The sequence below is a fragment of the Kibdelosporangium aridum genome (assembly GCF_900176515.1).
Lineage (GTDB): Bacteria > Actinomycetota > Actinomycetes > Mycobacteriales > Pseudonocardiaceae > Kibdelosporangium > Kibdelosporangium aridum.
This window is the reverse complement of record NZ_FWXV01000004.1, coordinates 145882-165481: the sequence shown is the minus strand read 5'-3', so window position 1 is coordinate 165481 and position 19600 is coordinate 145882. Positions and strand designations below refer to the sequence as shown.

General features: G+C 66.5%; 21 protein-coding genes and 1 tRNA gene. 8 read left to right on the top strand and 14 right to left on the bottom strand.

The window, feature by feature from the left end; all coding sequences use genetic code 11:
* Positions 1-23: 23 nt before the first annotated feature.
* The 3 genes from B9C43_RS24555 to B9C43_RS24545 are packed head-to-tail and all read right to left on the bottom strand — an operon-like array spanning position 24 to position 2782.
* Positions 24-1427, bottom strand: a complete 1404-nt coding sequence (locus B9C43_RS24555; RefSeq protein WP_084429445.1) for a sensor histidine kinase — start codon at positions 1425-1427, stop codon at positions 24-26.
* Positions 1424-2122 carry a response regulator transcription factor gene (locus tag B9C43_RS24550; RefSeq protein WP_084429443.1) on the bottom strand — a complete coding sequence of 233 codons (699 nt, stop codon included), beginning with the start codon at positions 2120-2122 and terminating at the stop codon, positions 1424-1426. The genes B9C43_RS24555 and B9C43_RS24550 overlap by 4 nt, the downstream gene beginning before the upstream one ends.
* A gap of 48 nt (positions 2123-2170) precedes the next feature.
* Positions 2171-2782, bottom strand: a complete 612-nt coding sequence (locus B9C43_RS24545) for a trimeric intracellular cation channel family protein (protein WP_084429441.1) — start codon at positions 2780-2782, stop codon at positions 2171-2173.
* Positions 2783-2857: 75 nt separating this feature from the next.
* On the opposite strand from B9C43_RS24545, the gene B9C43_RS24540 reads away from it, so the two are divergent.
* The gene (locus B9C43_RS24540) at positions 2858-3838 is read left to right on the top strand and encodes an SGNH/GDSL hydrolase family protein (protein ID WP_235038816.1); all 981 of its coding nucleotides are present in this window, start codon (positions 2858-2860) and stop codon (positions 3836-3838) included.
* Between the two features lie 15 nt (positions 3839-3853).
* A complete protein-coding gene (locus B9C43_RS24535) occupies positions 3854-4498 on the top strand; it encodes a histidine phosphatase family protein (RefSeq protein WP_084429439.1) in 645 nt (214 codons plus the stop codon).
* Here the strand turns inward: B9C43_RS24535 and mrf are convergent.
* Positions 4488-5615, bottom strand: coding sequence for a ribosome hibernation factor-recruiting GTPase MRF (gene mrf / locus B9C43_RS24530; RefSeq protein ID WP_143446558.1), 1128 nt, complete (start codon positions 5613-5615; stop codon positions 4488-4490). The genes B9C43_RS24535 and mrf overlap by 11 nt on opposite strands.
* A 65-nt stretch (positions 5616-5680) precedes the next feature.
* Between mrf and rpmB the strand changes: the two genes are divergently transcribed.
* From rpmB to B9C43_RS24510, 4 genes are all read left to right on the top strand, one after another.
* Entirely contained in the window at positions 5681-5917 is a 237-nt protein-coding gene (rpmB, locus tag B9C43_RS24525) for a 50S ribosomal protein L28 (RefSeq protein ID WP_084429435.1), read from the top strand.
* Positions 5917-6081 (top strand): 50S ribosomal protein L33, encoded by a 165-nt coding sequence (gene rpmG / locus B9C43_RS24520; protein ID WP_084429433.1) that lies wholly within the window; start codon positions 5917-5919, stop codon positions 6079-6081. The genes rpmB and rpmG overlap by 1 nt, the downstream gene beginning before the upstream one ends.
* A complete protein-coding gene (rpsR, locus tag B9C43_RS24515) occupies positions 6078-6314 on the top strand; it encodes a 30S ribosomal protein S18 (RefSeq protein WP_033383365.1) in 237 nt (78 codons plus the stop codon). The genes rpmG and rpsR overlap by 4 nt, the downstream gene beginning before the upstream one ends.
* Positions 6315-6393: 79 nt before the next feature.
* Positions 6394-7908, top strand: a complete 1515-nt coding sequence (locus tag B9C43_RS24510) for a GGDEF domain-containing protein (protein ID WP_235038815.1) — start codon at positions 6394-6396, stop codon at positions 7906-7908.
* On the opposite strand, the gene B9C43_RS24505 is transcribed toward B9C43_RS24510, so the two are convergent.
* The gene (locus B9C43_RS24505; protein ID WP_037254530.1) at positions 7884-8531 is read right to left on the bottom strand and encodes a response regulator; all 648 of its coding nucleotides are present in this window, start codon (positions 8529-8531) and stop codon (positions 7884-7886) included. The genes B9C43_RS24510 and B9C43_RS24505 overlap by 25 nt on opposite strands.
* 226 nt (positions 8532-8757) lie before the next feature.
* Here B9C43_RS24505 and B9C43_RS24500 point away from each other — a divergent pair, with 226 nt between their 5' ends.
* Complete coding sequence (locus B9C43_RS24500; protein ID WP_084429431.1) at positions 8758-11985, top strand: penicillin acylase family protein; 3228 nt, start codon at positions 8758-8760, stop codon at positions 11983-11985.
* Here the strand turns inward: B9C43_RS24500 and B9C43_RS24495 are convergent.
* Positions 11973-12485, bottom strand: a complete 513-nt coding sequence (locus B9C43_RS24495; RefSeq protein WP_268811590.1) for a P-loop nucleotide/nucleoside kinase family protein — start codon at positions 12483-12485, stop codon at positions 11973-11975. The two genes, B9C43_RS24500 and B9C43_RS24495, sit on opposite strands and share 13 nt — an antisense overlap.
* 74 nt (positions 12486-12559) lie before the next feature.
* Here B9C43_RS24495 and B9C43_RS24490 point away from each other — a divergent pair.
* Positions 12560-12632, top strand: a tRNA-Arg gene (locus B9C43_RS24490).
* Between the two features lie 147 nt (positions 12633-12779).
* On the opposite strand, the gene B9C43_RS24485 is transcribed toward B9C43_RS24490, so the two are convergent.
* From B9C43_RS24485 to B9C43_RS24450, 8 genes are all read right to left on the bottom strand, one after another.
* Complete coding sequence (locus B9C43_RS24485) at positions 12780-13751, bottom strand: tyrosine-type recombinase/integrase (RefSeq protein WP_235038813.1); 972 nt, start codon at positions 13749-13751, stop codon at positions 12780-12782.
* Positions 13752-14539: 788 nt separating this feature from the next.
* Positions 14540-15769, bottom strand: a complete 1230-nt coding sequence (locus B9C43_RS24475) for a DUF3631 domain-containing protein (protein WP_235038812.1) — start codon at positions 15767-15769, stop codon at positions 14540-14542.
* Between the two features lie 14 nt (positions 15770-15783).
* Positions 15784-16158, bottom strand: a complete 375-nt coding sequence (locus B9C43_RS24470) for an SLOG family protein (RefSeq protein ID WP_084429424.1) — start codon at positions 16156-16158, stop codon at positions 15784-15786.
* The gene (locus B9C43_RS55735) at positions 16155-16625 is read right to left on the bottom strand and encodes a hypothetical protein (protein WP_143446557.1); all 471 of its coding nucleotides are present in this window, start codon (positions 16623-16625) and stop codon (positions 16155-16157) included. Before B9C43_RS55735 ends, B9C43_RS24470 begins: the two co-directional genes overlap by 4 nt.
* The gene (locus B9C43_RS24465; protein ID WP_084429422.1) at positions 16622-17503 is read right to left on the bottom strand and encodes a bifunctional DNA primase/polymerase; all 882 of its coding nucleotides are present in this window, start codon (positions 17501-17503) and stop codon (positions 16622-16624) included. Before B9C43_RS24465 ends, B9C43_RS55735 begins: the two co-directional genes overlap by 4 nt.
* A gap of 168 nt (positions 17504-17671) precedes the next feature.
* A complete protein-coding gene (locus B9C43_RS24460) occupies positions 17672-18040 on the bottom strand; it encodes a hypothetical protein (protein ID WP_143446556.1) in 369 nt (122 codons plus the stop codon).
* Positions 18041-18147: 107 nt separating this feature from the next.
* The gene (locus B9C43_RS24455; protein WP_084429418.1) at positions 18148-18900 is read right to left on the bottom strand and encodes a DUF4417 domain-containing protein; all 753 of its coding nucleotides are present in this window, start codon (positions 18898-18900) and stop codon (positions 18148-18150) included.
* Between the two features lie 47 nt (positions 18901-18947).
* Positions 18948-19580 carry an HNH endonuclease family protein gene (locus tag B9C43_RS24450; RefSeq protein WP_084429416.1) on the bottom strand — a complete coding sequence of 211 codons (633 nt, stop codon included), beginning with the start codon at positions 19578-19580 and terminating at the stop codon, positions 18948-18950.
* Between the last annotated feature and the right edge of the window lie 20 nt (positions 19581-19600).

Genomic DNA, 19600 nt, shown 5'->3' with positions numbered 1-19600 from the left:
CGTATTCGGCGCGACCACTTCGGTCAGCCGGGCATCCCCGGCAGCCGCAAGCTGAACAGCGCGCCGCCTTCCGGCGATCGGCCGGCGAGCACCTCACCGCCGTGCCGCAACGCGGCCTGTTGCACGATCGCGAGCCCGAGCCCTGATCCCGGCAATGTCCGTGCTTCCTGCGAACGGTAGAAGCGGTCGAACACGCGCGGCAGGTCCTCGTCGGCGATGCCCGGCCCCTGGTCGGCCACTTCGAGCACGGCGAACCCGTCACCCGCGGATCCCAGCCGCACCCGGACGGTCCCGGCCGGTGGGCTGAACTTCACGGCGTTGTCCAGCAGGTTCAACACCGCGCGCTCCAACGCGCCCGCGTCACCGATCAGCCGCCATGGCTGCAGGGAAACGTCGAATTCGACGTCACCGGCCCGCCGCCGCGCGCGATCAAGCGCTTGCTCGACGACCTCGACCAGCTCGACCGGCTCCCATACCGCCTGCGCGCCTTCCTCACGGGCGAGCTCGACCAGGTCACCGATCAACGTGGTCAGCTCGTCCAGCTGGCCGCGCAGGTCATCCTGGATCTCCGCCTTGTCCTCATCGGACAGTTTCGGCGCGCCGGGCGCCTCGGAGGCCATCAGCAGTTCCAGGTTGGTACGCAACGAAGTCAGCGGCGTCCGCAGCTCGTGCCCGGCGTCCGCGACCAGGCTGCGCTGCCTGTCCCTGGCGTCCGACACAGCGCCGAGCATCGTGTTGAAGCTGTGGGTCAGCCGGGCGAGCTCGTCGTCACCGCTGACCTGGATCGGCCGCAGATCACCTGTCCTGGCAACACGTTCGGTCGCCCGGGTCAGCCGTTCCACCGGCCGCAGACCGGTCCTCGCGACGGCGGTTCCGGCGAGCGCGGCGACCACGACACCGGCGCCACTGATCAACACCAGCACCAGGGCCAGGTCGTTCAACAGCTGCTTCGTCGGCGCGAGTCGTTGCGCCAAGACCAAAGCGGCGGCCCTGCCGCTCAGCGAGACACGGATCGAGTACACGCGCGTGTCGGTACGCGGATCCGTCCGAAACCACTCGTTGTGGACGCCTGCCGCCACAGCGCGTTCCGGGTCGCCGAACGGCGGAGACAGCACGGGTGACTCGATCAGCTCGCGGCCGGACGCGTCGATGATCGTGAACTTCACGTCGCTCAACGCCACGGCCAGCGTGAAGATCGGGGTCGACGGGTCGTCGACATCACCGAAGTTGCGCAGGTTCAGCGCGTTCGTCGCGCGGTCACGCAGGTTCTGGTCGACCTGGTCGTAAAGGTTCTGCTGCACGGTCAGATACGCACCGAGCGAGACGAGCGCGACCGCCCCGGCCACACAGATCGCGGCCAGGAGGGTTACTCGACTTCTCAGCGATACGCGTTGCCTGCGCCCGTGTTCCTGTGGCGCAAAGATCACGGCGGGGTCTCCCGCAACACATAGCCGACGCCCCGCACGGTGTGGATCAGCCGTGGCTCGCCCGCCGCCTCGGTCTTGCGGCGCAGGTAGCCGATGTAGACCTCAAGCGCGTTACCCGAGGTCGGGAAGTCGTAGCCCCATACCTCTTCCAGGATGCGGCTGCGCGTGAGCACCTGTTTCGGGTGCGTCAGCAGCAGCTCGAGCAGGGAGAACTCGGTGCGGGTCAGGCTCATCGAGCGGTCGCCGCGGCGGACTTCCCTGGTACCGGGGTCCAGCTCGAGATCGGCGAACTTCAGCGACGGCTCCTGCTTCTCGGCCGCCATCGCGTCGGCCTGGGTCCGCCGCAGCAACGCCCGCAGCCGGGCCAGCAGCTCCTCCAGCGCGAAGGGCTTCGGCAGGTAGTCGTCCGCCCCCGCGTCAAGACCGGCCACCCGGTCGGATACCAAGTCCCGCGCGGTCAGCACGAGAATCGGCAGGTCGTCACCGGTGCTACGGAGCTGGCGGCAGACTTCGAGGCCGTCCAGCCTCGGCATCATCACGTCGAGCACCATCGCGTCCGGCCGGTCGCCGCCTTTGATCGTGTCGAGTGCTTGCTGGCCGTCGCTCGCGGTCTCCACCTGGTATCCGTTGAACTGCAGCGACCGCCGAAGGGACTCACGTACAGCCCTGTCGTCGTCCACTACGAGTATGCGCATGGGAGCAGTGTGTCTGGTCGGACTGAGATATGCCTGAGAAAGCACTGATCAGGTGCCAATACCTCGGGCTGTCGGCGCGTTCCACCTGCGCCAGAGCGCGATCAAGCGAATGGTCACGATTAGGGCAGCACCCGCCACGGCCGTCGGCACGGCCGGAAAACCGAGCCGCGCCCCGACGACCACGACCACTCCACCGGCGAGGGCCGCGAGCGCGTAGATCTCCTTACGCAGCACCATCGGGATCTCCCGGAGCAGCACGTCTCGCAGGGCCCCACCACCTATACCGGCCGTCATCCCGATGAGGCACGCGGTGTACGACGGAGCCCCGTACGCGAGCGCAGTCGCGGTCCCCGACACGGTGAACAACCCCAACCCGACGGCGTCCGCCAGCAACACACCGCGCCGCAGCTTCGCGAACTGCGGGTGCAGCCAGAACACCGCGAGCGACGTGACGATCGGCACGAGCAGATAGCGCCAGTCCCGCAGCGACGTCGGCGGTTGCGCGCCCAGCAGCACGTCCCGGATGATCCCGCCGCCGAGCGCGGTCGTCACACCGATCACGGCGATGCCGAAGGCGTCCAGCCTGGCTCTCACCCCAGCGAGTGCACCCGATATGGCGAACACCGCGATCCCGGCGAGGTCGAGCACTACCAAGAGCATGGCGAGTGAGTCTAAATAGCTCCGACCGGGCGACTGACCTGGACAAACGGTCGGCGGCGATGCTGGAGTGTGACGGTGAACACACTGCGCGTGATCATGGCTTCCCTGCTCGCCTTCCTGCTGGTGACCCCAGTCGCGGCAGCGGCACCGAAGGCCAGAACCTACGAGAGATACGTCGCCCTCGGCGACTCCTACACCTCCGGCCCAGGCATCCCGTGGCCACGCCTGGACCGGCTCGCATGTGTCACGTCGACCAACAACTACCCCGCGCTGCTGGCCGACAACCTCGGCCTGCGGTCATACACCGACGGCAGCTGCGGCGGCGCCGACACCACGAACATGCTCAACCCGCAGACACCTCCGCTGCCGTTGGGCCAGCACCCGCCGCAGTTCAGCTTCCTGCGCGCGGACACCGACCTGGTCACGATCGGCATCGGCGGCAACGATTTCGGCGTTTTCGGTGACCTCACCAGCAAATGCCCCGAACTGCGCTCCTCCGACCCGACCGGGGCACCGTGCCAGAGGCACTTCACCGTGGACGGTGTGGACACCATGAAACAGAAGGTGGCCGCGACCGGCGACCGGGTCCGTGCCGTGCTCGCCGGCGTGCACGAACGGTCCCCGAACGCCAAGGTCCTGCTGATCGGCTACCCGAGGATCGTTCCGCCGCAAGGCAACTGCCCGGACGTCCTGCCGATCGCCGACGGCGACCTGCGCTGGCTCGACGACGTCGAGCAGGCGTTGAACGGCGCACTGGAGAACGCGGCCAATGCCGACGGTCGCACGACATTCGTCGACATGTACCCGGCAAGTCTTGGCCACGACGCGTGTGCCGGACGCGACGCGTGGATCCAGGGCAAGGAGAACAACCTGTTCAAGGCCATCCAGTACCACCCGTTCAAGTCCGGAATGGTCGGTGTGGCCAACGAGATCAGCAAGGTCCTGGGCGCCAGGACGGGCACGCACACCCGGCAGGTCCCGCGCTCGGTCGACAAGGCCGTCGTCGGTGACGCGTCGACCGTGACACTCCTCACCCGGGCAGGCCATGGCCGGTGACGGCACGATGAAGGGGTGCGGATCATTCTGTTACGGCACGCCGAGAGTCTCGGCAACGTCGACGAGTTGGCGTACTGCCGCATCCCTGACCACGCCTTGCCGCTGACGCCCAAGGGCGAAGAGCAGGCTCGCGCCGCCGGCCCGGTCGTGCGCGAGCTGCTCGGCGCCGGGCCGGTGGCGGCTTATGTCAGTCCTTACGTGCGTACTCAGCGAACGCTGCAATTGCTGGAGCTCGGCGACATCGTCACCAGGACCGTCGCCGAGCCCCGGCTGCGCGAGCAGGACTGGGGAAACCTGCAGGACCCGGTGGAGCAGGAGATCCAGAAGCTCAAGCGGCACGAGTTCGGGCACTTCTTCTACCGCCTCGCGCACGGCGAGTCCGGCGCCGACGTGGACGACCGGGTGGCCGCGTTCCTCGCCGAGCTCAAGGACCGGATGAAGGAAGACCTCGACCACCCGAACATCGTGTTGCTGGTGACGCACGGCCTGACCATGCGGTTGCTGTGCCGCCGGGTGTTCTCGTGGAGCATCGACCTGTTCGAGTCACTGTCCAACCCGAACCAGGTCGAGCCGCGGATTCTCACGCTGCACAACGGAAGCTGGAGCCTGGACCGGCCCTTCCCGCAGTGGCGGCCGTCACCGGACGGTACTACTCAATAGCCACAAGCGGATCCGGGTACCGCAACCAGGCTTCTTCACCTTCGGCCAGTTCCTCGTCGGTCAGCAGAGCGGCGTTCAGCGCCTCGGTGAGCTCGTCCGGCAGCGCCTGGTGCGCGACGATAGTCAGCTCCTGCGCCCGGTCGCCGAACCTCGGATGCCATTCGAGTGAGGCTTTGACGGTCCGCTGCGGGCATTCGCCGGACCAATCGTCCATTGTGGCCAGCCAGGGGCCACCTTGGCCGATCCGCAGCGCGCCACCAGCGGACTCGAACCACAGTGCCACGTCAGGCTGGCTGGCGAGCCAGAACCGGCCGCGGACCCGGACGACTCCTTCCAGCAACACGCCGATCGCATCATGCAGCCGGTGCGGATGGAAGGGGCGGCGTGCGGTGAAGACGGTCAACGACACGCCACAGTCCGACTCGAGCGGCGGTTGTCCACAAAGGAGCGGATCGAACCAGCGGTCCAGCTTGCCGCGCCTCGCAGCGCCCGGTAGATCGCGCAGCGCGTAGACGGCGTCGGCAAACGACACCTTGTTGGCCATCGGCGCGATCCGTTGCAAGACGGCGGAAGTACGGGCCTCGGTCCACGCGTCGGCGCCGGACCCGGCGAACACAATGGCGTCGGCGAACTCCGCCTGACCGACCGCGACCTGCGCGACCGTCCGGTCATCTCCCTCAGCCACGCCGAATCCACGCTCTGCGAGTTCCTCGTCGCCAGTCGCGTCCGCGAGCCAGGTCGCCGTGTCGATAACAGTGACCACACCGGTCACCCGGACCGGCAAGTCGCGAATGGCCCAGCAGACCGGCTCCGGCTCGATCGTCGGGTCAAGGTGGACGACGATCCGGTGCACACCGTCCGAATCGGCCAGTTTCGCCAGCAACGGCAGCAAGTCCTCCCGCAGAGTGCAAGAGACGCAACCGTGGGCCAGTTCCAGCCGGGTCACCTCCTCACCTGCCGCCGACTTTTGCCTGCGCACAACGAAACCCTGGGCAATGTCGCGCAAATCGTGGTGTACGACAACGCTGCCAGGTTCGGCGTGCATCAGTCTCGTCGCGACAGCCGACGCCTGCCTGCGCGGCAGACCGGCGACGATCACAAGGCCAACCCATGCCATGCCACTCCCTTCCTCGATCCGCATGCTATCGTAATTGAAAACGACTGTCATTTTCAGGAGGCTGGATGTCTGCGATCTGCCAGGTCACCGGGCGCAAGCCGGGCTTCGGCAACCGCGTTTCGCACTCCCACAAGCGTTCCAAGCGCCGCTGGGACCCGAACGTGCAGCGGCGCCGCTACTGGCTGCCCTCAGAAGGACGGACCATCACGCTCACGGTGTCCACGAAGGGCATCAAGACGATCGACCGCAGGGGAATCGAAGCCGTGGTCGCCGAACTTCGGCGCAAGGGGGTCCAGGTCTGATGGCCCGCAACGAGATCCGGCCGATCGTGAAGCTCAAGTCCACCGCGGGCACCGGGTACACGTATGTGACCCGCAAGAACCGCCGCAACGATCCAGATCGGATGGTGCTGCGCAAGTACGACCCGATCGCGCGAAGGCACGTCGAGTTCAAGGAGGACCGGTGACTTTGCGACCCCAGCGTAGGAAAACCCGCGGCAATCTGCTGCTCCGCGAAGGGGTGTCCACAGTAGATTGGAAGGACACGGCGCTGCTGCGCAAGTTCATCTCCGATCGGGGAAAGATCAGGGCACGCCGGGTCACCGGCCTCACCCCACAGCAGCAACGCGAAGTGGCGACAGCCATCAAGAACGCCAGGGAGATGGCACTACTGCCGTACCCCACGCCCCGGCAGCGTTAGTCCGAAAGAGTTACAGATCAAGCCCATTGGGCAGTCGTGGTGCCGATCTGACGGCTTACCCGGGTAATCTCGGCCCGGGGTGTGCGAGGGGCTACAGGTTGCCGAGGCCGGGTTGGACCACGACGAGCAGGACAAGGCTGGCGAGATTCTCCGGGAGGACCGGGAGATCCGCCTGCTGCTGAACACTGACCAGCTCGCGGAGGCGGCCGCCCGGTTCGACAAGTCCCTTGAGGTCATGCCCGCCGACGTGGACACGTGGTCACGGGCCGCGATCCTGACCGGACGGGCCGTCATCGCGTGGCGACTCGGGCGGATCCCGCTCGCCCTCGAACTGGCCGCCGAGGGCTGGACGGACATCGACAGCGAACCGCCGTCCGGATCCCGTGCCGCCACTGCCATCGGGCTGCTCGGCTATCTGCTCAACGGCATCGGGCACGTCCGGGCGGCGTTGCCGATGCTGCGCCACGCCGTGGAGACCGCGCGGGCGAGCGGCGACTCGTGCGAGCTCGCACTGGCGTTGCAACGACTCGGCGGCACGCTGAACTTCGAGGCGATGGAACGGTCACCGGCCGAAGCCCTGCCGATGTTCACTGAATCGCGCAAGGTTCTCGCCGAAGGCCTCACCCTTGAGGCGACCGAACGCACGCATCGGACATTGCTCGCTGCCTACGGCGCGGCACTGGTCGGTTGCGGAGAGTTCGACGAGGGCGAGAAAGCCGCGCAGGCGACCCTCGAAGCGGGACTGTCCGACGGCGACCGGTGGAGCATCGCGGTCGGCAACTGGGTGCTGTCCATGGTGCGCCGCAACCAGGACCGGCTCGTGGAAGCGCGGACGCACGCGAGCCAGGCCGTCCGGCAAGCCGAGTTGATCAATGACATCTCGCTGCTGCAACGGTTTTCCGCCGACCTCGCGGACATCTGCGCGCGGCTCAACGACTTCGCCGGTGAAGCGACCGCGTTGCGGCGCAACGTCAACGCCCGCACCACCGCGATGGCCACCATGCAGGAAGGCCTCGGCCAGGCGCTGGAACAACGGCGGTTCGCCATCCAGGCGCAACGCCTCGCCACCGCGGCTCAGGAAGCCGCCGTGCGCGATCCGTTGACCGGCTTGACCAACCGGCTCGGCCTCGAACGCGCGGCGCCGGAGGTGCTCGCGCACGCGGCGACGACCGGCGCGACGCCGTGGCTGATCGTGATCGACGTGGACTGGTTCAAGGAGATCAACGACGACGCCGGGCACGCCGTCGGTGACAGCGCGCTGCGGGAGATCGCGGAGCTGCTGCGCGGTGAGTGCCGGGCGAACGACCTCGTGGCCCGATGGGCCGGGGACGAGTTCATCATCCTGCTCGTCGGCGAAGGACACCTCGGCGTGATCGTGGCCGAGCGGATCCGGGCGGCAGTGGACGGGCACGACTGGCGCTCACGGCTGGGCGCGGCACGGCGCCCGACCGTGAGTATCGGGGTGGCTCATGGCCGCGGCAGCCTCGAACACCTCTTCGCCGCCGCGGACACGGCTCTCTATCTGGCAAAACGAAACGGCCGCAACCGGGTCGAATGGCCGGATCTGAATCAGGCGATGAGCCCACCGCGATAGGCCACCAGCGCGGCCTGCACGCGGTTCACCGCGCCGATCTTGCCGAGCACCGCGGAGACGTAACCCTTGACGGTCGCCTCGGACAGGTGCAGTGCGCTTCCGATCTCGGCGTTGGACAGGCCCTGGCCGATCAGGCCGACGACCTCACGCTCGCGCTCGGACAGCGACGCCAGTAGGCGCCGTGCCGGCTCCGCGGCCCGCTCGCCGTCCGCGACCTGTGAGAGCACCCGGGCGGCCACGCCCGGGTCGAGTACCGCGCCGCCTGCCGCCAGATCCCGGACGGCGCGAACCAGCACGGCGGGTTCAGTGTCCTTGAGCAGGAAGCCGCTCGCGCCGATGCGCAGGGCTTCTGTCACGTACTCGTCCACGTCGAACGTGGTCAGCATGGCGACCTTCGGGGGTTCCGGTAGGGCACGCAGCCTGCGCAGCGCGAACAGACCGTCCGCCGAGCGCATCCGGATGTCGAGCAGGGCCACGTGTGGCCGGTGCTGCCTGGCGAGGTCGGCCACGTGCAGACCGTCATCGGCCTCCGCGACCACCTCGATGTCCCCCGCGCTGGTCAGGATCGTCCGAAGTCCCGAACGAACGAGGTCCTCGTCGTCCGCGAGCATCACCTTGATCACCTTTGGCGCCTCCCCGGTCAGGGTCCTGCCGGAACCGGTTCCTTCGGTCCGACAGGAGTCCAATGGCCCTTTTTCTCACCCAATAGGCTGAAGGTCAATCCCTAACGGGTCACATTTATCTACTCAGTGATCGTAACCCGTTGCGGACCGTTAAACGTGAGGCTCTTTCGCAATATCCTACTCGAAGGTAACGTGGCGAATGTCACGCCCTGAGAGGAGCCCTGCAATGACGCGCGGACGCCTACTCGCCGCCTTATCCGCTCTCGCCACTGTCACCGGACTCGTCGCCGCCGCGCCGTCCGGAGTCGCGGAACCGCAGGTAGAGGCGGCGGCCCCGATCGACTTCTGCCTCGGCCAGTGCGGTGACGTGCTGCCACCGGGAGCCAACGGCAACGCCACGCTGGCCGACATCCTGGCGCACCGGGTGCTCGGCACACGGCCCGCGCACGCGTCGGACCAACTGGCCAAGTACGACACCCTCGCGTCCGGCTACGGCGCGCTGACCACCGAGAAAATCGGGCAGTTCTTCAACGACTCCTCCTTCGGTGTCCCCGCGGACCAGGTCGAGAGCACGACCAAGCCCCGCGCGGACGTCACGATCGTGCGTGACAAGAAGCTCGGGCTGCCGCACATCACCGGCACCACCAGGGCGGGAACGATGTTCGGCGCGGGTTACGCCGCCGCGCAGGACCGTCTCTGGCTGATGGACCTGTTCCGCCGGGTGGGGCGCGGCCAGCTGACGCCCTTCGCGGGCGGCGCGCCGTCCAACCGGCAACTCGAGCAGGACTTCTTCCGGGCGGCGCCGTACAACGAGGCCGAACTGCAGGCCCAGATCGACCGTGCGGCCTCTTCAAGCCCGGCGGGCGCACGGGCCCTCGCCGACGCTCGGTCATATGTCGAGGGCATCAACCTCTACATCCAGCAGTCGCACAGTGGCCGGTACTTCCCCGGCGAGTACGTGCTGACCGGGCACATCGACTCGATCACCAACGCCGGCAAGATCGACCCGTTCACCCTGCCCGACCTGGTGATCCTGGCATCGGTGGTGGGTGCGCAGTTCGGCGGCGGCGGTGGCGGCGAGGTGCAGTCCGCCATCACGCGAATGGCGTTCCACGAACGTTATGGCGCGGTCGAAGGCGAGAAAGCCTGGCAGGCGTTCCGCTCGCAGAACGACCCGGAGACGGTCAACACGCTCCACAACGGCCAGAGCTTCCCGTACGGCCAGGCGCCCGCGAACCCAGCCGGAATGGCCCTGCCCGACAAGGGATCCGTCTCCCCGCAGCAGCTGATCTTCGACCCGACCGGGTCAGCCGGTTCGGCTTCGCCCGCCACTGTCGATGTTCCCGCCCCCAAGGAGCTGGAGCCGGCCCGTGGCGTGTTCAACTCCGGTGTGCTGCCAGGGAATCTGGTCAGCGAGAAGCACGGGATGTCCAACGCACTGGTGGTTTCCGGCCAGCACACGGCAAGCGGCAACCCGGTGGCCGTGTTCGGGCCGCAGACCGGCTACTTCGCCCCGCAGCTGCTGATCCTGCAGGAAATCCAGGGTCCCGGAATCAGTGCCCGCGGTGCGTCGTTCGCCGGAATCAGCTTCTACGTGTTGCTAGGACGCGGCCAGGACTACTCCTGGAGCGCGACGACTTCGGCGCAGGACATCATCGACACCTACGCGGTCGAATTGTGCGATCCCTCCGGAAAGGCGCCGACAAAGAACTCGACGCACTACCTGTTGCGTGGCGTGTGTACCCCGATCGAGACGATCGAGCGCAAGAACGCTTGGAAGCCAACGGTTGCCGACGGCACGCCGGAGGGTTCGTACCGCCTGGTCAGCTTCCGCACGGCCTATGGCCCGATCACGCACCGCGCGACCGTCGGCGGAAAGCCGGTGGCGTACGCGAGCCTGCGTTCGACCTACCAGCACGAGATCGACTCGATCATCGGCTTCCAGGAGTTCAACGACCCGGACGTGATCTCCTCGGCGCAGGATTTCCAGCGCGCGGCTTCGCACGTGAACTACACGTTCAACTGGTTCTACGTGGACTCCCGTGACACGGCGTACTTCAACTCGGGCGCCAACCCGTCGCGTAAGGCCAATGTGGACCCGAACATGCCGGTGTGGGCGCAGCAGGCCTACGAATGGAACGGCTGGACCCCGGCAACCAACAGCGCTTCCTACACCCCGTTCGAGCAGCACCCGCAGGCCATCAACCAGGACTACTTCATCTCCTGGAACAACGCTCAGGCGAAGGACTACGCCAACGCGGGGTACGACAAGAGCTCGGTGCACCGCGGTGACCTGCTCGACTCCCGCGTGCGCGCGTTGATCTCGGGCGGCAAGAAGGTCACCCGGGTGAATTTGACCCAGGCGATGGCCGATGCGGCATTGGCTGACCTGCGCGCGGAACGCGTCCTGCCATACCTGGTTCGCGTGTTGGAGAGCCAACCGATTACTGACACCCGGTTGGCCCAGGCTGTGTCCTCTTTGAAGGCATGGGCATCCGCAGGCTCGCTGCGCAAGGAAACGGCACAGGGCAGCCACAAGTACGGGCACGCGGATGCGATCAAGATCCTCGACGCCTGGTGGCCTTTGCTGGTTCGCGGGCAGTTCCAGCCAGGGCTGGGCGACGCGGCCTACAACGCACTCGTTGGCGTCATGGGGATCAACGAGTCACCATCAGGGTTCCAAAATGGACAGCCGGACTTCCACAGCGGCCAGCCGCACAAGGGTTCGTCGTTCCAATACGGCTGGTGGGGCTACGTGCAGAAGGACCTCAGGTCGGTGCTGGGCGACCAGGTGGCAGGCCCGTTGTCGCAGAAATACTGCGGTGGCGGAACGGTTTCCGGCTGCCGCCAAGTCCTGCTGACCACCCTCGGCCAAGCCGTCGCGGCACCCCTCAACCAGGTCTACCCAGGCGACGCTTCATGCGCGGCCGGAGACCAGTGGTGCGCGGACAGCATCATCCACAGCCCGTTGGGCGGAATCACCCACGACAAGATCACCTGGCAGAACCGGCCGACGTTCCAGCAAGTGGTGGAATTCCCCGCGCGCCGAGGCCAGAACATCGCCAACCTGTCCCGTACGGCGGCGGTGTCGGCAACAAGCGCGGAAACCGGCGCCTATCCCTCACCGGCTCGCAACGCCGTCGACGGCGACATGAAAACCCGCTGGGCCAGCGACTGGTCCGACAACCAGTCGCTGACCGTGGACATCGGCTCAGTCCAGCGAGTGTCCCGTGCGGTGCTGCGATGGGAAGCGGCGTACGGCAAGTCGTACCGCCTGGAGACATCGACCGACGGCTCGACATGGCGGACGGCGTACTCCACGACTGCAGGCGACGGCGGCGTGGACACTGCTTCCTTCGCCGCGGTTGACGCTCGCTATGTGCGCTTCGTCGGAGTGCAGCGCGGCACCAACTGGGGCTACTCGCTGTACGAGCTGGAGCTCTACTCGTACTGAGTTGTCGCTGGTCCTGAACTGCGTAGGTGGTTCAGGACCAGCTTCACGTTCTCGCCCAGGTCGTTGACGGAGTCGACGGTGAACCGCTCGCCGTGCCAAGCCTCGAAGTTCTTACGACGCTCCTCAACCTGACTCCAGGTCGGCTCATCGAACCCCTCGATGCCCCTGCGACGCCTCTCCAACCTTTCACGATGCAAGGCCTGATCCGAGCAGATCACCTCGATGTAGCGCGGCTCAGCACCTAGCCGTTCCCACTGCTGCCGAGCCTCCAGGGCATCGTTGACCGCATCGACGATGACCGTCTGCCCCAGCCTCAGCACCTCCTTGGCGAGCACCTCGACCACCACATAGGCCGCAAGCCCCGTCGGCTGCTCCCTGCCCACCCCCGCCCGCCACATAGCAGCCTCAACCGGATCAACGGACAGCACAGGCGCAGGCAATGCCCGCCCCAACGCCTCCGCCATCGCACTCTTCCCAGCTCCCGGCAGCCCACACAACACGATCAACACAGGTCCAACGTAGGCCCAGAGGGGGGCGGTAACGCGGTGGCGGTGCCCCGTATGATCGGAGGCACGCCCTCGTAGCTCAGGGGATAGAGCAACGGTTTCCTAAACCGTGTGTCGCAGGTTCGATTCCTGCCGGGGGCACTCGTCTTTCACCGGGCGAAACGGCCCTCTACCAGCGGAAACGCCGGTAGGGGGCCGCTAACGTGTTGTCCGGTTGTGTCCGGCTGTATCCGATGATCAACGGCTGTTCGTGGCGAATACGTGGCGACGTCGCCACGTCGCACCGACTCAGCAGCCGAACGCCTTTCCCATCCGGTTCAGGTCCTGCTGGTACTGCCCGTCCATGCATTGCGCGTAGACGGCGAGAAGGACGTCCACCGAGTTGCCCGCCCATTCAGCCACCTGCGTTGCCGGAATTCCCGCGTTGAGCATCGTGGACAGCGCCGCATGCCGGAGGTGGTACGGCCGCCTGGCAAGTGGCCCCGCGGCCACCTCCGGGGTGAACGCCAAAGCGCGAGCCCGGTGCCACACACGCAGGTAGGTGATGACTGGAACCTCCTCGCCTCGTTCTCCTCGGAATAGCCTGCCGTCCGGACCGATCCCAAACGCGTCGATGTGGTCACGGAGCATCCCCGACAGCGGAGGTGGGATCGGCACCCTGCGAACTTCACCTACCGGTCTGTGCTTCAAGCCTCGCTCGTCACGGTCCCGACCAGTGTCGGTCCACTCCTTACCTGCGTGAGGCGTGGCCCGTTCAAGAAGGAACTCGCCCCAGTCGTCCTCTGGACGTTCCCAGCTCTGCGTAGCCGCGTTCCACACCAGCGGTTTCAACGCAAGGTTGTGCTCGCGAAGGTTGACAGCCTCTTCTGGCCGAAGCCCGGCGTAATACGAGCAGGCATAGCACGCCTGTAGCCGCCTGCCGCTCCAACGAACCTCCGCCACGGCGTTGAGTAGCGTTCGCCCCTGAACAGGGTTGACCACCGTCCGGCGATCCACAACATGCGTAACCTTCGGTGCCCTCCACTTGAGGGCCGGTATCGGGTTCTTCTCAAGGAGCTTCAACTCCAGTACGGCGTACTCCATCGCATTCGACAGAACCGCCCGCTTCCGGTTGACCACTGTGGCCGAAGCCGCCTTACCGTCTAGCCTGCTGGCGATGTCGTTCAGCACACAGCGCAGCACCTGCGGATCGGCCAAGGCGGACACTGGTTTGGTGTTGCGCTCCACCCACCTGAGCACCTCCGCAACCTGTTGCGGCATTTCGGGGTCATTCCTCCGCTGCGTGTTGAAAGCCCATCGCAGCAACGCTGACCGGATCACCCTGTCATCAGGCTTTCCCCGGGCTGACTTCAGCATGCCAGCAGTTGCCGTTACCAACGCTTCGGCGATGCTGCGTCGGTAAGTGGCCGCAGCTGACTTCCACTTCATGTCCACATAGGAGCACGCAAACTCATACCAGGACATGTCGTTGTCCGACCGTCCCATGGACACGGGGAGTCCGTCCGACAGCCGGAACGCTTCACCCTTACGTGCGGCAGAAACGAGATCTGACCGGAAGCTGTCCGCCTGCCCTCGGTGAGTGAAGGTCATGGGCCACACGGAGTTGCCTGTCTTCCACCGGACCGTATAAGTGGTCACCTTGGCGCCTCTGTAGACGCGGATGGACCAAATTTTGACGTCGTATGTGGTGTCCACTACGCCGACTCCTCAAGCGACGCCAGCCACTCCTCATAGACAGTGAGGCTGACTCGGATTTCACCGTTTGGCAGTCTGCTACACCGTGGCGCCCGCCCCTTGGCGCGCCATTCATAAAAGGTGGACCGAGAGATTCCAAGATCGGCGCATATCTGCGCGACCTTGATGTGCTTGTGCGCAGGCATGGTTGTACTCCATGACAAGTTCGTTGACGGTTCGGAGCAGGCGACCGGTCCCAGACGGCGCCTGCACAGGGGTGAGGGGGTAAGCCGTCCCAGCCGTCCCAGCCGTCCCATCGCAGGTCAGCCCTGGGACGGCTTGGTTGGCTGGGACGGCTTAAGCCGTCCCAAGGGTTATTTGGGTGCCTGCCGAACGGCAGGGGGATGTGGGTCCGTGGGACGGCTCAAGCCGTCCCACGCGGTGTAGCCGTCCCGCTCTGACCAGGGATGCGACGGCTGGGACGGCTGGGACGGCTCCCCCTCCTCAGCCGTGTTCACGGCGGTGAGCGGGGTCGGGCAGTACCGGTTCCAAGCGTCGACAAAGTGGGATTTCAAATAGCCTTTGGCCTGGGTGCCGTCGGTGAACCGGACGTTGCACGATCGAATGTCGTATTCGGCCAGTAGCTTGCCCAGTTTTATTGCGGTCAGTCCGCCGTGTCCGTATTCCCGCCAGGGTGCTTCCGGGTCGCTGTTCAGTCGGGTCAACAGGTTCGCGGTGGACAGGGCTGTGTGGCCAGTGAATGCGGTGCGGCAGTCGACCAGCAGCCGGACACCGATAGATCCTCGGTCGTCGCTGGCGGCCTCTGCGGTGAGCGCGAGAACGGCGGCGCGGGCCCGTTTGGGCCAGTGGCTTCCGGCGCGGTCGGCGACCGCGATCAGAGGTTCCCACGTATCCGCGGCGCGGTCTTCGACGGGCATTTCCGGTTCCGCGGCCTCCAGTGCGGGCAGGTCGGCGCGGAGCCATGTCCGCAATTGGTGGGCGATGGCCCGTAGGCGTGGCCGGTCACGTTTGTGGCGGTAGGGCGAGACGGTTTCGCCGGGTGCCCGGCGACGCATGCGGATGATGACGGCGCGGTCTTCGATGGTGTCGGGCATGGCGCCGATTCCGGCGAGTGCGGCCATGGCGAACGTGGGGATGGATTCCACTGTGTTGGTGTTGACGTCCCAGCGTTTGGCTGGTCGGTTGCGTTGGTGGCCCGCGTTGAGCAGGCCGCGCAACTCTTCGTTGCCGCCTGCTGCCTGACCGAAAATGGTGTCTGCTTCGTCGACCAGCATTGTGGGCGGGTCGTCGTTGAGGGACCGGTAGATCGCGGCGGGACTGGAGTTGACGGTGATGAACGGGTCATGACATGTGGACTCGACTACGTCGAGCAGTCTTGATTTGCCGCACCGCTTTTCCGGTCCCCGGATGACCAGCCGCGGCGCGTGTGCCCAGGCTGGTTGCGCGTGGGTGGCCGCGATCCACAGCGTGACCGCGTCTACCGCGGCCGGGGACGGGAGAATGACGTAGCGGGTGAGTGCGGCGTGCAGACTGTCCAGAATGGCCGCGCCCATAGGGCGGCCGGGAACGGCGACGACGTCCATGACTGCCTGCCTTCCTACGAATCGGTGTGGACGTGCAGATACGTGGGGATTCCGGCATCCATGGCCCACCGGGCACAGTGGGTGGACCCGGGCGAGTTGTTGCGAATGAAGGCAAGGCAAATGTCAGCGCCTGCCTCGATCATGCGGCGGTTACGGGCGTGCCCGGCGCCGCGGTTGACGGCCCATTCGGTGTTGGTGACCGGGTGTGCTTCGGTCGGCAGACCCCAGCTTTTCCAGATCTGGGCGGCGATGCGGTCAGCGCCGCGGGCGTTGCCGTGGACCAGAATCGCGTCTGGGAAGGCGACCCGGTGATAGGCCAACACGGACCGGATTCGGTGGACGTCGCCCCATTTCCGGCTTCCGGTGACGAGAATCCGTCTGGTAGTCATGGCGTCACCTCTTCTGTTGTCCACAGCGGCAACATCGCCGTCTCGCCGTCCGGCCGCGGATCAACCGGTTGGGGCATGGCCGGGCGTGCCGCTGGTCGTGTGGCTTGAGCGCGGGTGCGTGGTGCGGGAATTGTTGGTGCGCAGGGGGTTTGTTCCTCAGGGGTGAGGTATTCCCGGCCCCACGCGTTCCATTGAGCGGGTGGGATGTAGGCCCAGACGCGGGCCTGCATGGACGATTCCGGCTCGTCGGTGCGCTTGGCCCACTGAATGGTTGGCGCGTAGCAGCGGTCAGAGCCGCACGCATGCGATAGGCGGTAGCCGAGTCGGCGGCTGGCCTGCCGGGCGGTGAGCCAGTCGCGATAGGTGTACCAGCGCAGATTACGCGGTCCGCCGCGCAACGCGACCAGGTCACTGGCCGGGTCGCGCCACGCATACACGTACCTGCTCGGGTCGTGTGGTGGGGTCACAACGGGACCCCTTCGGCCTGGAATCCGCCCGCGATTGCTTTGCGGATGTCGCGTTCGGACTGTTGCGCCTTCTGTCCGGCGTCGGTCAGCGCGGCGATGGCGGTGGCCGTGTCCAGCGCTTTGGCGCCGACCATCCGGGCCACGCCGCGAGCGGCGCCGTAGAGGGTGGTTCGGCGACGGCCTTCCTGCGCACGGGCGACCGCGGCCAGGTGCGCGTCCAGCAGTGCGGCTGGGGATGAGATGCCCCCCGCCCCGGCCATCAGCCCGGCGCCACATCCGCCAGCGGTTGTGGCCACCGCTGGGCCGGGTCGCGGCTCGACAGGTTGACTGACCGCGTCACGCAGGCGCGGGGGCATCTCATTCACCCGGCCACAGACCCGCAGCCACCGGTAGGGCAGACGGGTGACTGGGTGGATCGACGGCGGCAGAACGACGTAGCCGCCGTCGGCCTTGATATCCACCCCGGGGAAGCCCGGGAGACCTCGCGAGAGGACCGGGTGACCGGGGTGGCGGTAGTAGAGGTGCCAGCCGTGGTTTCCGGTCGCTACGGCCGTTGTGGGCGGCATGAGCGTGGTGTCTAGGCGTCCACCGTTCCTGGGGTCGATGTCGACGACCACAAGGACGGACACAGCCCCGGTCCGTACGGCGAGCAGGCCGCGCGGATGCTGGGTGACCATGGCGGTGACACGGGCCGGGTCGGTGGTGGCCGCGTAGAACCCGTGGCAGGTCAGGCATTCACACGCGGCCGGGTCATGCTCGACCGGATTGGTGTCGCGGCAGGCTTTGCAGTTGGCCAGGGGGCGTTTGGTGCGTCCCAGGATGAACACCGGCCACCCGCGGCCGACGGCGTCCAGTGCGGACGTCAGCAGATCAGACATGACAGTCTCCCCAAAGGAAACCCACGGCGACCCGGTGGCCGCCGTGGGTGGCGAGAGCAAGTGGTAGGTGTGCGTTGGTCAGTGAGTGCGGCGGCGCAGCCGCACCGCTTTCGGTTTGCCGTCCCACCCGGTCAGCGGCAGCAACCGAGCAGGTCCGTGCTCGCGCGGTCAGCGGTCAGGTCCACCCCAGATCTTGATGACGTGGTTGTCTTCGTTGCCGACGCGCACCGCGCCAGCTTGCGTGGCCGATTCACGGCGCACCCACCAACGGGCTTCGGGCATGAGTGTGACTCCAGGGCCGTCCATCTGACGGAGCACGGCGTCGACCTCGGCTTTGTTGACGTCCCAGTTGAGATGGCTACGCAGGTCGGCCAAGTTGACCAATGCGTGTTGTGGGTTCAGCCCGTCGCGTTCGACGATGTTCTGATAGGCCTGCCGGATTTGGCGTTCGATGTCCCGGCCGCGTTGTTCTGGTTCGGTGGGGGTTCGTGCGCCTGCGTGGTAGTCGTCGGCGCGGGTGTCCGCTATCGATGGCATGGGTGTCTCGTCCTGTTTCTGTTCGAGGTTCTCGTCCACAGGTCCGCCGTGCACTGCGACCACCGGCCCGTGCGCTCGAACGCGTCCTTTGCTGCCGCGGCCACCCATCACCGGTCACCGGCCCGACCGTCCCATCGGGACGGGTAACAGCGAATCGTCGTGCCCACCGGCACGTCCACACCAACCGAGCAGGTTGACAGAGTGCCGTAGCAGAGCACTGTGGACGGTCGCAGACGGGTGAGCATCTCGGTGAACCCGGCGGCGAACAGCTGTCGGGCGTCCGGGTCGCGGCGGGTGCCGACGGTGGACACCGCCACTACCGAGCCGGTAGCGATTCCGGCGAACGTGAAGTCATAGGTTTCCGGCGTGGACCAACTCACGGTGGGGATGACGGTGATGCCGTGATGCAGGAGCCAGGCGCCACACCACCGGGAGCGGTAGACCTGCCACAGCTGCATGGCCCGCGGCATGTTGGACCACAGCGAGAAGTCCGGGGTTAACGCGGTGCCGACCGTGCGGCAGCGCGACAGGCCACGTTCTGGTTTGGACCACACGGTTTCGAACCGGTAGTCGTCCAAGAAAAAGTGCACTGCGGCGCCCGTTCCGGTGGCGGTGGTGCAGGCGCGGCGGTCGTTGTAGGCCACCAGCCGAGCCGGTTCGAACCGGGCTGGTGGCAGGGCGGGGATTCCCCACTGGTTGTCCGAGTCGAACAGGGCACGGGTGTTGAGCCGGTCCCAGTTGCCCGGTTGCTCGGTCCAGCGGTGGCTGGACCGGGTGGCTCCCAGCTGCAACGTGGGCAGCAACCGAGCAGGTTCGGTCGGGCGGTCGGGCGGTGTGATGCTCGTGAGGTTGGCAGTCATGACGGAGGTTTCCCTTGCGTCAGTGGCGGACGGAACAGGCAGGCGGGTTAGTGGCAGGTGGCGAGCATCGTGGCCAGGCCGTCGCGCTCGCGGGTGTCGATGGACAGGCGGTAGGTGGTTTTCGTGGTGATGTAGGCGGTGGCGTAGTCACACCAGGCGTCGCGTTTGCGGGGTGTCCACCGTCCGGGGTCCCGGTCGCCTTTGCTGGTGTTGGACTTCGCTGAGACGGCGATGAGGTTGTTCGGGTCGTTGTAGAACCGGTGTCGCTGCTCGGGTGTCCAGTCGCGGGCGCCGGAGCGGACGGCTTCCTTGACCGGCACGCGGTGGTCAATCTGGACCTGGTTGGGGTCGGTCAGGACAAGACCGTCATACGGGCTGGTCCACGTTCCACTGCGGACACGGCATCCCTTGCCGAGACTGACGTCCCGGCCTTGCTGTTGCAGGATGACGACACGAGTCGAGCAGGTTCGGCCGGGCGAAGTCCAGTCGCCCCAGTCGTCGCGGTTGTAGTGCGCGCCGGTGTCCTCGTCCCGCACGGGCAACGCAGCAAGGGCCTGTTCGGTCACGGTGGCAGCCGCGGGTATCGGAGCGTCGTCGGCAGAAGGGTTGCGGCAGCCGGTGACCGCGAGGCTGATGGCGGTGGCGGCGATGAGGATGTGCTTGAACGTGCTGACGTTCATGGGTCGCTCCAAACGGGATA